Origin of the sequence: Streptomyces oceani, from assembly GCF_001751245.1 — a bacterium.
Lineage (GTDB): Bacteria > Actinomycetota > Actinomycetes > Streptomycetales > Streptomycetaceae > Streptomyces > Streptomyces oceani.
Window position 1 is genome coordinate 1 of the sequence record NZ_LJGU01000095.1, and the last position, 13,184, is coordinate 13,184.

General features: G+C 71.1%; 11 protein-coding genes. 1 reads left to right on the forward strand and 10 read right to left on the reverse strand.

The window, feature by feature from the left end:
- From AN216_RS26360 to AN216_RS02445, 10 genes are all read right to left on the reverse strand, one after another.
- Positions 1-179 (reverse strand): AAA family ATPase (locus AN216_RS26360; protein WP_139140839.1); only part of this gene is annotated, 179 nt, incomplete at its 3' end.
- 295 nt (positions 180-474) lie between these two features.
- A complete protein-coding gene (gatB, locus tag AN216_RS02405; RefSeq protein ID WP_070194897.1) occupies positions 475-1,983 on the reverse strand; it encodes an Asp-tRNA(Asn)/Glu-tRNA(Gln) amidotransferase subunit GatB in 1,509 nt (502 codons plus the stop codon).
- 33 nt (positions 1,984-2,016) lie between these two features.
- Positions 2,017-2,256, reverse strand: coding sequence for a hypothetical protein (locus AN216_RS02410; RefSeq protein ID WP_070194898.1), 240 nt, complete (start codon positions 2,254-2,256; stop codon positions 2,017-2,019).
- Positions 2,253-3,746 carry an Asp-tRNA(Asn)/Glu-tRNA(Gln) amidotransferase subunit GatA gene (gene gatA / locus AN216_RS02415; protein WP_070194899.1) on the reverse strand — a complete coding sequence of 498 codons (1,494 nt, stop codon included), beginning with the start codon at positions 3,744-3,746 and terminating at the stop codon, positions 2,253-2,255. The genes AN216_RS02410 and gatA overlap by 4 nt, the downstream gene beginning before the upstream one ends.
- 5 nt (positions 3,747-3,751) lie before the next feature.
- Complete coding sequence (gatC, locus tag AN216_RS02420; RefSeq protein ID WP_070194967.1) at positions 3,752-4,048, reverse strand: Asp-tRNA(Asn)/Glu-tRNA(Gln) amidotransferase subunit GatC; 297 nt, start codon at positions 4,046-4,048, stop codon at positions 3,752-3,754.
- A 192-nt stretch (positions 4,049-4,240) separates the two neighbouring features.
- On the reverse strand, positions 4,241-6,376 hold the full coding sequence (locus AN216_RS02425) for a putative bifunctional diguanylate cyclase/phosphodiesterase (RefSeq protein ID WP_070194968.1): 2,136 nt from the start codon (positions 6,374-6,376) through the stop codon (positions 4,241-4,243).
- Positions 6,377-6,627: 251 nt separating this feature from the next.
- Positions 6,628-8,805: an NAD-dependent DNA ligase LigA gene (ligA, locus tag AN216_RS02430; protein WP_070194900.1), complete on the reverse strand. Its 2,178-nt coding sequence runs from the start codon at positions 8,803-8,805 to the stop codon at positions 6,628-6,630.
- Positions 8,806-8,820: 15 nt separating this feature from the next.
- Entirely contained in the window at positions 8,821-9,810 is a 990-nt protein-coding gene (locus tag AN216_RS02435; RefSeq protein WP_070194901.1) for a methionine synthase, read from the reverse strand.
- Between the two features lie 68 nt (positions 9,811-9,878).
- Entirely contained in the window at positions 9,879-10,583 is a 705-nt protein-coding gene (locus AN216_RS02440) for an SDR family oxidoreductase (protein WP_070194902.1), read from the reverse strand.
- An 80-nt stretch (positions 10,584-10,663) separates the two neighbouring features.
- Positions 10,664-11,188, reverse strand: a complete 525-nt coding sequence (locus tag AN216_RS02445; RefSeq protein WP_070194969.1) for an LOG family protein — start codon at positions 11,186-11,188, stop codon at positions 10,664-10,666.
- 70 nt (positions 11,189-11,258) lie between these two features.
- On the opposite strand from AN216_RS02445, the gene AN216_RS02450 reads away from it, so the two are divergent.
- Positions 11,259-13,118 carry an NAD-binding protein gene (locus tag AN216_RS02450; RefSeq protein ID WP_070194903.1) on the forward strand — a complete coding sequence of 620 codons (1,860 nt, stop codon included), beginning with the start codon at positions 11,259-11,261 and terminating at the stop codon, positions 13,116-13,118.
- The last annotated feature ends 66 nt before the right edge of the window (positions 13,119-13,184 follow it).

The following is a 13,184-nucleotide window of genomic DNA, read 5'->3' on the forward strand; positions in this document are numbered from 1 at the left end:
GTGTCCGCGCCCGGCGAGGCGGGGAAACCACTCGTCACTGTCTGCCGGACGAGGTCGAGGGCGCCCAGCAGGTTGGACTTCCCGGAGCCGTTCCCGCCGACCAGGATCGTGCACGGCCGCACGTCCAACTCGAAGTCCAGAAAGGACTTGTATCCGTCGATTTCGATACGGGTGATCATTTCTTCGCTCCCCTTGTGCTCGGCAGACGGACGCCAGAAGCACAGTAGTCTGCCTGACGCCCTCCACGCCTCCACCGATGTGCCGGTACGCGCCCACGGCGCGCTCGGGACCGGCCGGCGCCGGCCAGGGGCGGCACCCGCCGTACGCCGGTGCCGCCCGTCCGCCTGTCGTTCGCGGGACCGGCCACACGATTCGAGTCACCGGTCACTCGCGGCACCCGGGTCAGCCGGGTCACCCGGGTCAGCCGGGACCGCTGGGACTGGTTGAACCGCTCGCCTCAGCCGGCCCACGGGATCAGCCCGCCACGTCGAGCTTCTCCAGGATCAGCTCGCGCACCCGGGCCGCGTCCGCCTGACCGCGGGTGGCCTTCATCACCGCCCCGACCAGCGCGCCCGCCGCCGCGACCTTGCCGCCGCGGATCTTGTCGGCGACAGCGGCATTCTCAGCGATGGCCTCGTCGACGGCCGCGGCGAGAGCGCCCTCGTCCGAGACGACCTTCAGTCCGCGCCGCTCCACGACCTCGTCGGGGGTGCCCTCGCCGGCCAGCACTCCCTCGATGGCCTGACGGGCCAGCTTGTCGTTGAGGGAGCCCTCGGCCACCAAGGCGCAGACCCTGGCGACCTGCTCGCTCGTGATGGGCAGATCGGCCAGTTCGACGCCGTCCTCGTTGGCCCGGCGGGCGAGTTCGCCCATCCACCACTTGCGTGCCTGGTCGGCGGGGGCTCCCGCCTCCTCGGTGGCGACGATCAGCCCGACGGCGCCGGCGTTGAGCACCGACTGCATCTCGTGCTGGGAGATGCCCCACTCCGCTCGCAGCCGGTTACGCCGCACCCGCGGCAGTTCGGGAAGGCCGGCACGCAGCTCCTCGACCCACTCCCGGGAGGGCGCGACCGGCACCAGGTCGGGCTCGGGGAAGTAGCGGTAGTCCTCCGCCTCCTCCTTGATCCGCCCGGAGGTGGTGGAGCCGTCCTCCTCGTGGAAGTGCCGGGTCTCCTGCACCACGGCGTCACCGGCGTCGAGCACCGCGGCATGCCGCTGGACCTCGAAGCGGACGGCACGCTCGACCGAGCGCAGCGAGTTGACGTTCTTGGTCTCGGAGCGGGTACCGAAGGGGCTGCCGCCGTCCGGCCGTAGGGACAGGTTCACGTCGCAGCGCAACTGCCCCATCTCCATCCGGGCGTCGGACACTCCCAGCGCCTTGATGAGTTCGCGCAGTTCGGCGACGTACGCCTTCGCCACCTCGGGCGCCCGCTCCCCCACGCCCTCGATCGGCTTGGTGACGATCTCGATCAGCGGGATGCCGGCCCGGTTGTAGTCCAACAGGGAGTGCGAGGCGCCGTGGATACGGCCCGTCGCGCCGCCGATGTGCGTGGACTTGCCGGTGTCCTCCTCCATGTGCGCGCGCTCGATCTCGACCCGGAAGACCTCGCCGTCCTCGAGCTGGACGTCCAGGTAGCCGTCGTAGGCGATGGGTTCGTCGTACTGCGAGGTCTGGAAGTTCTTCGGCATGTCCGGATAGAAGTAGTTCTTCCGGGCGAAGCGGCACCATTCGGCGATCTGGCAGTTCAGCGCGAGCCCGATGCGCACGGCCGACTCCACACCGGCCGCGTTGACCACGGGCAGCGCGCCGGGCAGGCCGAGGCAGGTGGGACAGGTCTGGGTGTTCGCGTCGGCGCCGAGGCCGGTCGAGCAGCCGCAGAACATCTTGGTCCTGGTGCCGAGCTCGACGTGCACCTCGAGCCCCAGCACGGGGTCGTACGAGTCCAGCGCGTCCTCGTACGACACCAGTTCAGTGACGGTCACGGAATTCTTGCCTCTCAGTCGTCCGTGCGGATCTCAGTCGTCCGCGAGGACGTCGTCCAACTGCCGGATGTCCCGTACGAGCAGGGCGACCGTGGTGGCGATGCTGACGGCGGACACCGTCACGTCCAGCATCTTGAGCAGGTCGCCCTCCTTACGTGCCTGCCGGCCCCGCTTGACCGTACCGACCACGCCGAACAACGATCCGGCGATGGACACGTACAGCCCGGTCCTCGACTTCTTGAAGCCCTTGGCCTGCTCCAGCTTTCCACTCACAGCGACGGTGCCTCCTCGATCAACGGGTGGCCCCAACGTGCCTGCAGGGCGGTCTCGACCGCCGCACCGACACGGTAGAGCCGGTCATCAGCCATGGCGGGGGCGATGATCTGCAGCCCCACCGGGAGCCCGTCCTCCGGAGCCAGTCCGCAGGGAAGCGACATGGCGGCGTTACCAGCCAGGTTGGACGGGATGGTGCACAGGTCGGCGAGATACATCGCCATCGGGTCGTCGGCACGCTCGCCGATCGGGAAGGCGGTGGTGGGTGTCGTGGGCGAGACGAGCACGTCCACCGCCTCGAAGGCCCGCTGGAAGTCACGGGTGATGAGGGTGCGTACCTTCTGCGCCGAGCCGTAGTACGCGTCGTAATAACCCGAACTCAGGGCGTAGGTGCCGAGCATCACGCGCCGCTTGACCTCGTCGCCGAAGCCGGCCTCGCGGGTGAGCGAGGTGACCTCCTCCGCCGAGCGCGTGCCGTCGTCGCCGATCCGCATGCCGTAGCGCAGGGCGTCGAACCGGGCGAGGTTCGAGGAGCACTCGCTCGGCGCGATGAGGTAGTACGCCGCGAGCGCCTTGGTGAAGGACGGACAGGAGACCTCGACGACCTCGGCGCCCAACTCCCGCAGCAGCTCCACGGACTCGTCGAACCGCTGCATGACCCCGGCCTGATAGCCCTCGCCACGGAACTCCCTGACGACGCCCACCCGCAGTCCGCGGACGTCGCCGTGCCGTGCCGCGCCGACCACGTCCGGCACCGGCTGGTCGATGGAGGTCGAGTCCATCTCGTCGTGGCCGGCCAACACCGAGTGCAGCAGCGCGGTGTCCAGCACCGTACGCGCGCAGGGCCCGGCCTGGTCCAGGGACGAGGAGAAGGCGACCATGCCGTACCGCGAGACGGCGCCGTAGGTCGGCTTGACGCCCACCGTGCCGGTGACGGCCGCCGGCTGGCGCACCGACCCGCCGGTGTCGGTGCCGATCGCCAGCGGCGCCTCGTACGCCGCGAGAGAGGCCGAGGACCCGCCGCCGGAGCCGCCCGGGACGCGGGTGAGGTCCCACGGGTTACCGGTGGGGCCGTAGGCGCTGTTCTCCGTGGAGGAGCCCATCGCGAACTCGTCCATGTTGGTCTTGCCCAGGATGACGACGTCCGCCTCCTTGAGCCGCCGGGTCACCGTCGCGTCGTACGGCGGGACCCAGCCCTCCAGGATCTTCGAACCGACGGTCGTGGGCATGTCCCGCGTCGTGAAGATGTCCTTCAGCGCGAGTGGCACCCCCGCCAGCGGGCCGAGCCGCTCGCCCCGGGCACGGGCGGAGTCCACCGCGCGGGCGGCGGCGAGCGCGCCCTCACGGTCGAGGTGCAGGAAGGCGTGCACCTTCTTGTCGACCGCGTCGATACGGTCCAGGTGGGCACCGGTGATCTCGGCGGCGGAGACCTCACCGGAGGCGATCCGCTCCGCGGCCTCGGCGGCCGTCAGTCTCGTCAGGTCGCTCATGGCGGTCACTCCTCCCCCAGGATCTGCGGCACCTTGAATCGCTGCTGCTCCTGGGCCGGGGCGCCGGACAGCGCCTGCTCGGGGGTCAGGCTCGGACGGACCTCGTCCGGGCGCATGACGTTGGTCAGCGGCAGCGGGTGAGAGGTCGGTGGCACGTCCTCGTCGGCGACATCGGACACGGCGGCTACGGCGCCGATGATGTCGTCCAGCTGACCGGCGAAGTGTTCCAGCTCTTCGGCGTTCAGGTCGAGACGTGCCAGCCGGGCGAGGTGGGCGACCTCCTCGCGCGTGATGCCAGGCATGCGGTCCTCGTGGGTGAGTGCGGGCGGTTCTGTTCGGTATTGCGGGTGGTGCTGGTACGTACTGCGGGTGGTGCTGCTCGTCCTGTCGGCGACACGGAAGCCGGTCGTGCTCCGTCCCGCCCCGGTCGCCAACGACAATCCTATGGGCCTCGCGTCCAAGGGCGCGAAACGGTTTGCCCAGCGGATCGCCCCTCAGGTCACCGGCTGGTCGGCGTCCTCGTCCGTCTGCGCGGGCGGCTGTCCACGGTCGGACGAGGCGACCGCTCCGGCGGACGACTCCGGAGCAGCCGCCCGATCCGGCTGTCCCGGCGGACGACGCCGCTGCGTACGCGCCCGCAGCCAGGCGGTGGCCTCGGGCGGCGGCATCGCGGCGGCGACGAGCCAACCCTGCACCGCGTCACAACCGAGATCGCGCAGCCGCTCCCAGCTCTCGTCGTCCTCCACTCCCTCGGCCACGACCAGCAGGCCCAGGGAGTGCGCCAGGTCGACGGTGCACCGCACGATCTCCGCGTCCTCCGCGTCCACCGAAAGACGGGCCACGAACGAGCGGTCGATCTTCAGCTCGCTGACGGGCAGCCGGCGAAGATGCACCAGCGAGGAGTAGCCGGTGCCGAAGTCGTCCAGGGACATCTTCACGCCGTGCCCGGTCAGGGCCGCCAAGGTGTCCGCGGCCCGCTGCGGCTCCTCCAGCAGGACGTGCTCGGTGATCTCCAACTGAAGGGCTCCGGGCGGTACTCCGTGTCGCGCCAACCGGGCGGCGACGGCTCCGGCGAATCCCGGACTGTGCACGTCACGCGGCGAGACGTTCACCGCGACCGGCACGGTCAGTCCGTCCGACCACCACCGTCCGACCTGGCCCAGCGCCGTCTCCAGGACGTACTCCGTCAGCTGCGGCATCAGGCCGGAGGTCTCCGCCATCGCTATGAACTCGTCCGGCGGCACTCTGCCCCGCTCGGGGTGTGTCCAGCGTACGAGCGCCTCCAACCCGGCCACGCGGCTGTCGAAGCCCACCTTGGGCTGGTAGTGCAACTCGACCTCACCGGCGTCGAGGGCACGGCGCAGATCGGCCAGCAGCCCCAGCCGGTCCGGGGTGTTGCTGTCCCGCGTCGCGTCGTACACCTCCACCCCGGTACGGTCCCGCTTGGCCTCGTACATCGCCACGTCCGCCCGGCGCAGCAGCCCCTCGCCCTCCTGGGCGTGGTCGGGGAACACCGCGACGCCGGCGCTCGCCTCCAGCACCAGGGTCAGCCCGTCCAGGTCCAGTGGTGAACCGAGGGCGGCCACCAGCGAGCGCGCGACACGCTGCGCGCTGGTGGTGGAGCCGATGGCGGGCAGCAGCACGGCGAACTCGTCGCCACCGAGCCGTACCGCGTCCGCGCCGCGGGGCAGCACGGTCCGCAGCCGGTCGGCGATCTGCAACAGCAGCCGGTCGCCGGCCAGATGACCGAGTGTGTCGTTCACCGACCGGAACCGGTCGAAGTCGATCAGCACCAGCGCGGCGCGGTTGTCAGCGCGATCGGCCTCGTCAAGCGCCGACCAGGCCCGCTCCATCAACCAGAGACGGTTGGGCAATCCGGTCAGCGGGTCGCGCAGCTGTTCCTCCGCCCGCGCCCGGGCGATCCACAGTGTGGAGTCCAGTGCGATCAGCGGCACCGCGAACAGCGGCAGCAGCACGGGCCGGTGTACCGCCACCACGTCGATCAGCGGGGCGATGCCGAGCAGCGCCACCGCGACCAGCGCCTGCCGTGCCAGAGCCGTGCGGGCCACACTGCTCAACGCGGTCCGCCGGGCGGCGTACGCGTACCACACCAGGCCGCGGGTCACCAGGAGGTACGCGCAGGACGCGGCGACGATCTCGGGGAGCGCGCTCCAGCTCCAACTCGCCGGATGCCAGGGGCTCTCCACGGACGGACGGGTGCCGAAAGCGAGCACGGCGAGCGAGGCGGCGCCGATGCCGAGGATGTCGACCGCGCCGTGCACCATCGCCTGCTTCCAGTGCGTCCGCCGGGCCACGGCCACCAGCAGCACCACGGCAAGGGACACCAGCGCGGCGGCGAGCCAGCCGTAGAGCAGCAGGATCGCGAGCGTGAGCGCCGCCCCCGATCCCGTGCCGCCCCACCATCGGCTCTGCCCCAGGGCCACCAGATGTCCGGCGATGATCCCGGTCAACAACGCGAACGACCAGCCGGTGATCCCCTCGGGGAACAACGCCCGCTGCTCCTCCACCAGTTCGTACGCGCCCACCAGCAGGGCGACCCCGGCAGCGAGGACGATCGCCGCCCTGGTCCCGGGAACTCGGGCCGAGACCAGCCGATGCAGCCATGGCATCGCCTCGGCACCGCGGGATTCCTGCATGCCCGTCCCTCTCACGACATCCGCACATGACGCCGCAACAGCGGCTGACATGTCAACAGTAGGCCGCGGATCGCTGTTAGGGGCACCGATCTGCCCGGGTCGGGGGAATGCGATTCGGTCACGCGGGCCTTCGGACCACGCGCCCACAGGCTGATACGGCCTCAGTTCGCGTGCTGCCGAACGGTGCCGCGGACGCCGTGGAACAACGCCGGCGACGACACGCCCTAGTTCGCGGTGGCCGCCTCGCGCGCGGCCTCCGGGCCATCGGCCAACAGCACGTCCAGGCCGGCGTCATCCAGAATCGGCACCTTGGCTTGAACTGCCTTGTCGTACTTCGACCCGGGATTGTCGCCGGCCACGACGAACCCGGTCTTCTTGGAAACCGAGCCGGTCACCTTCGCGCCCAGACCCTGCAGCGCCTCCTTGGCCGCGTCCCGCGTGTACGACCGCAGGGTGCCGGTGACCACGACCGTGATCCCGGCCAGTGGGCGCGCGCCTGCCTCGTCCGCCGCCTCCTCCACGGTCATCCGGACGCCTGCCGCCCGCCACCGCTCGACGATCCCGCGGTGCCATTCCTCGGCGAACCACGCCTTCACGGACGCCGCGATGGTCGGCCCCACGCCTTCCGTCGCCGCCAGTTCGGCCTCGTCCGCCTCCGCGATCCGGTCCAGTGAGCGGAACTCCCGTGCCAGCGCCTCGGCGGCGACGGGCCCGACATGACGGATCGACAGTCCGGTGATGACGCGGGCGAGCGGACGCTCCTTGGCCGCCTCGATGTTGTCCAGCAACGCCACCGCGTTCTTCTTGGGCTCGCCCTTCTGGTTGGCGAAGAAGGTGACGACCTTCTCCTCGCCCGTGTCCGGGTCCCGCTTGGGCAGGCCGGTGTCCTGGTCCAGGACGTACGAGCGGATGGGCAGCAGTTCCTCCAGGGTCAGATCGAACAACCCGCTCTCGTCCCGCAGCGGCGGCTCGGCCGGCTCCAGGGGCTGGGTCAGCGCGGTGGCCACGACATAGCCGAAGTGCTCGATGTCCAGACACTTGCGCCCCGCGAGGTAGAACAGCCGCTCGCGCAACTGGGCTGGGCAGAAGCGGGCGTTGGGACACCGCAGGTCGATGTCCCCCTCCTTCATCGGGCGGAGCGCCGTGCCACAGTCCGGGCAGTGCTCCGGCATCACGAACTCCCGCTCGGTGCCGTCCCGCAGGTCCGCCACCGGCCCCAGGATCTCGGGAATGACGTCGCCGGCCTTGCGCAGGACCACGGTGTCCCCGACGAGCACGCCCTTGGAACGCACGACCTCCTGATTGTGCAGGGTCGCGAACTCCACCTCGGAACCAGCGACCGTCACCGGCTCCACCACGGCGTACGGAGTGACGCGTCCCGTGCGGCCGACGCCCACCCGAATCTCGGTGAGCTTCGTGTTGACCTCCTCCGGGGCGTATTTCCAGGCGATGGCCCAGCGTGGCGCCCGGGAGGTGGAGCCGAGTCTGCCCTGCAGGGGCACCTCGTCGAGCTTGACGACGACCCCGTCGATCTCGTGCTCCACGGAGTGCCGATGGCCGCCGTAGTACGCGATGAAGTCCTCGGCTCCCGCGAGCCCGTCCACCACCGAGGCGTGCGGGGAGGTGGGCAGGCCCCACTCCCGGAGCAGGTCGTACGCCTGGGAGAGCCGGTCGATGTCGAAGCCGGTGCGCGCGCCGATTCCGTGCACCACCAGGTGCAGCGGACGGGTCGCGGTCACTCTCGGGTCCTTCTGCCGCAGCGAACCCGCCGCGGCGTTCCGCGGGTTGGCGAACGGCTTGTCCCCGGCGGCCACCAGCGAGGCGTTCAGCTCCTGGAACCGCTCCATCGGGAAGAAGACCTCCCCGCGGACCTCCACCAGCTCCGGCACCCGCTCCCCCCGCAGTCGCTCCGGGATACCGGAGATCGTACGGACGTTCGGAGTGATGTCCTCGCCCGTACGCCCGTCGCCGCGGGTCGCCGCCCGGGTGAGCCGGCCGTGCTCGTACGTGAGGTTGACCGCCAGGCCGTCCACCTTCAGCTCGCACAGGAAGTGGTACTCCACACCCGTCAGCTCCCGCGCGAGCCGGTCCGCCCAGGCCGACAGCTCCTCGGCGTCGAAGGCGTTGTCCAGCGACAGCATCCGCTCCCGGTGGGCCACCTCCGCGAAGTCGGTGGCGTACTGCCCCGCCACCTTCTGGGTGGGCGAGTCAGGGGTGCACAGCGCCGGATACGTCGCCTCCAGACCCTCCAGCTCGCGCAGCAGCCGGTCGAACTCGGCGTCACTGACAACCGGTGCGTCCCGGACGTAGTACCGGAAGCGGTGCTCCTCGATCCGCTCCGCGAGCTGCTGGTGCCGCTCCCGCTCCTCCGCGGGCACCGGGGTGTTTCGCACGCCAGCCACCGTCTCGTCCTCCCGTCACTCAGGGTTGTCAGCGAGGGATCTCGCAGCCCGGACGCAGTGGGCGAGAGCCGCGCGGGCGTACGCAGGCGAGGCGCCCGCCAGCCCGCACGCCGGGGTGACCACGACGGACTCCGTGAGGAGCGCCGGGCTCAGCCCGATCCTGCGCCACAACGACCTGACACCCATGACGCTACCGGCCGGGTCTGACAACGCCCCCGCATCCTGACCGTCACCGGGCAGAACACCGGCGAAGAGCGCGACGCCCGCCTCCACGGCCTCCCCGATCAGCTCGTCCACACGCTCGGTGAGCAGCCGCGCGTCAAACGAGACGCCGCTGACCCCGGCGCGGCGCAGCAGGGCGAACGGCACCTCGGAGGCGCAAGAGTGCACGACCAGCGGGCCGTCGTGCACCGCCGCCAGCTCACGCAGGGCCCCCTCCACTACCGCGCGGTCCACCGCGCCGTGCGTGCGGTATCCGCTCGCCGTCCGTACGGCTCCGCGGAGCACGGCGGCCAGCGAGGGTTCGTCGAGCTGCAGCACCGGTCGGGCGCCCGGCACCCGGCGCCGCAGCTCGGTGAGGTGTTCCCGCACCCCCTCGGCCAGCGACGTCGTCAGGTCCCGGCACGCCCCGGGGTCACCCAGCACGGCCTCCCCTCCGCGCCGCTGCAGCGCGGCGGCCAGGGTCCACGGGCCGACCACCGAGACCTTCAGCGGGCCCGCGTATCCCTGGGTGAACTCCTCCAGCGCGTCCAGGTCCTCACCCAGCCACGCCCGAGCCCGCCGGGTGTCCCGGCCTGGGCGGTCGCTGAGTCGCCAACCGCTGGGCTCCAACTGTCCGTACATCTCGGCGAGCAGCCCGACCGTCCGGCCGATCAGGTCCGCGCCGGGCCCCCGGGCGGGGAGCTCCGGAAGATACGGGAAGGTCTCCAGCGAGCCGGTGACGGTCCTCGCGGCCTCCCGCGCGTCGTCCCCGGGCATCGAGCCCACTCCGGTGGCCTGGGCCATGCCCCAACTGTGCTTCTGTGTCACACGGGCAAGCGTACGGGCGGTACGGCGCGTGCCGGTTCACCGGTTCAGCCGCCCGGCCGCACGCTCAGGTCGGTCACCTCGGCGTCCCGGGGCAGGTCCAGCGCGGCGAGCAGGGTGGTGGCCACCGACTCCGGGCTGATGAAGCGGCTGGGGTCGTACTCCCTGCCCTCCTGCCGGTGCACCTTCTCCTGCATGGGCGTGGCGGTACGGCCGGGGTAGACCGAGGTGACCCGCACGCCGTGCTGGTGCTCCTCCCCGCGCAGGGCGTCGGCCAGCGCCCGGAGGCCGTGCTTGCTGGCCGCGTACGCGCTCCACTCCGGGTTGGCCCGCAGCCCGGCTCCGGAGTTGACGAAGAGCACGTGCCCGCGCGCGGAGCGCAGCTGGGGCAACAGCAGCCGGGTCAGCTCGGCCGGGGCGACGAGATTGGCCGCCAGGGTGCTCTGCCAGAGCTTCGGGGTGAGCTCGCCGACCCGTCCGAGGTCCACGACGCCGGCGAGATGCTGCAGCGAGTCCAGCCGCTCCGGCAACTCCTGGTGGCTCAACGCCCAGGACAGCCGCTCCGGTTCGGCCAGATCACCGACCAGCGTACGGACGCCCGGGAAGCGCTCGGCGAGTTCGCGGGCCCGGGCGGCGTGCCGGGCGAGCAGCCAGACCTCGTCACCGCGCTCCAGCAGGCGGCCGGCGAGCGAGGCGCCGATCCCCGATCCGCCGCCGGTGATCAGGTGGACTGCGGGTTCGGGTTCCGTCATGTGCGCGTGTCCGTCTCTCAGTTGTCGCTCGGTGTTGCCGCGTATTGCTCGGTGTCTGCTCAGTGTCTGCTCGGTGTCGCTCACTCTTCGAGTCGGGCCATCGCCCGGTCCGCGGTCTCGGCGAAGGAGACCAGTTCGGACAGCGGCACGGGAAGGAAGCGCTCGTCCTCCATCCGCCGCAGCTGCTGCCGCAGGCCATCGTAGAAGCCGGCGGTGTTGAGCACGACAACCGGCTTGCCGTGCATCCCGTGCTTCTTGAGCTCCAGGATGTCGGTCGCCTCGTCCAGGGTGCCGGTCCCGCCGGCCATCACCACGAAGGCGTCCGCGTGCTCGAGCAGCAGGGCCTTGCGCTCGGCCAGACTGGCCGTGATGATCATCTCGTCGGCGTCTTGCCGTGCCTTCGTCCGCAGGAACTCCACCGAGACGCCCACCAGTCGACCGCCGCCGGCCCGTACCCCGTCCGCGACCACCTTCATCAGCCCGACGTCCGAGCCGCCCCACACCAGGGCGTGACCGCGTTCGCCGAGGAGTTCGGCGAACTCGTGAGCCGCGGCCGTGTAGACCTCGTCCAGGTCCGCGGCGGAGCAGAAGACACAGATGTTCAGGGGGGAGGAACTGCCGGTGGATGACATGAACGGCAGCTTAGGGGGTCACGGCGCGGCGACCCGGCCCCACATGATCGTCTGCGGTGACAACGCGCTCGCCCAGCGACTCACGAAGGAACTCGCCACCGTCTACGGTCAGCGGCTCTGCGTCGTGCTGCCCTCGTTGCGGGGTGGCGACCACGGGCCGCAGATCGCCGCGCTGGTGGGCGCGGAGAGTCTTTCCGTACGGGCGGTGGAAACGCACGTCCCGGATGACGGCGCGCTGCGCGCGGCCGGAGTGGAGGACGCCGCGGCGCTCGCACTGACCTCGGGCGACGATCAGTTGAACATCCACATCGCGCTGCGCGCCCGGCGGATCAACCCGCGCATCCGACTGGTCATCCGGATGTTCAATCGGACCCTGGGCCGGTATCTGGAGGATCTCCTCGACCGGGCGGTGGAGGTCAACCATCCGGATGTGGACCCGGCCGCGCTCGACGCCTCCACCACCGTGCTCTCCGACGCCGACACCGCGGCGCCCTCCCTGGTGGCCGCCGCGATCGTGGGCAGCGACAAGATCCTCTCCGCCGACGGTCTGCTGTTGCGCGCCAAGGAACGCACCCTCGGAACGATGGACCAGCGCAGGCCGCTGTGTACGCTCGCGCTGCTGCCGGACACCTCGGACGCCGACGAGGGCGAGGCGGACGAGGAGGAGGAGGACGACCAGGGGCCCGTGCTCCTGCCGCCCGACGCCGCGCTGCGCGAACTGCCCCCGAGCCGTGGCGCGGTGGTGCTGGAGGCGATCACCCGGCCCAGACCGCGGCCCGGTGCCGGCCGGGCCCGGCGGCTGCCGTTCCAGCCGCTGAAGGAACTCTTCTCACGGCGACTGCGTTACTCCCTCGCGGCCATGGGCGCGGTGGTCACCAGCCTGGCCGCCGTAAACTGGTGGATGACCGGCGGCAGTCCGGTGCACGCGTCGTACATCGTGCTGCTGGACTTCTTCGCGATCAATGATCCCAAGCTCGACGAGCCCTACGACCAGCAGGTCCTGCAACTGCTCGCTGGCATGGCGGGCCTGATGATGCTGCCGCTGCTGCTGGCCGTGGTGTTGGAGAGCTACGGCGCCTTCCGCGAGGCCGCCGCGCTCCCCGACCCCCCACGCGGGCTGTCCGGCCATGTCGTGCTGCTGGGTCTGGGAAAGGTCGGCACCAGGGTGCTGGACCGGCTGCTGGAGATGGGCATCCCGGTGGTGTGCGTGGACCGGGACCCGGAGGCGCGCGGCATGGCGCACGCTCGGGCCCGGCGGGTGCCGACGCTGATCGCGGACGTCACGGACAGCGGTGTGCTGGAGGCCGCGAAGATCAAACGCAGCCGCGCGCTGCTCGCGCTCACCAGCGACGACGGGACGAACCTGGAAGCGGTGCTGTACGCCCGGCAGGTGAAACCGGAACTCCGCGTGGCCATGCGACTGTTCGACGACGAGTTCGCCAACACCGTGTACCGCACGCTGCGAGACACCTATCCGCATGCCCAGACCCGCAGCCGCTCGGTGTCCGCGCTGGCCGCCCCGGCTTTCGCGGGAGCGATGATGGGCCGCCAAGTGCTGGGCGCGATCCAGGTCGGCAGGCGAGTGCTGGTCTTCGCGGTGGTGAACGTACGGGCGAACAGCCTGCTGGAGGGTCGTACGGTCGCCGAGACGTTCAGGGAGGGCACCTGGCGGGTACTGGCCCTGGACGTCGCACGGCCGGGCGAGCGGCGTACCGACCTGTCCTGGATGGCCTCGGCGGACGCCAGCGAACTGGAGTGGGAGTTGCACCCGGGTTATGTCCTACGGCCACGGGACCGGGTGGTGGTCGCCGCAACCCGGCGTGGCCTGGGCACCCTGCTGGCCGCCGGTCCCGACCACGGCCTGCCGCCGCTGAACCCTCCGGGACCGGCACCGCCGAGCTGAACCCTCCGGGACCGGCACCGCCGCCGCCCCCGGAGAACGGGTGGCGGCGGCGGGGCGCACGCGGAC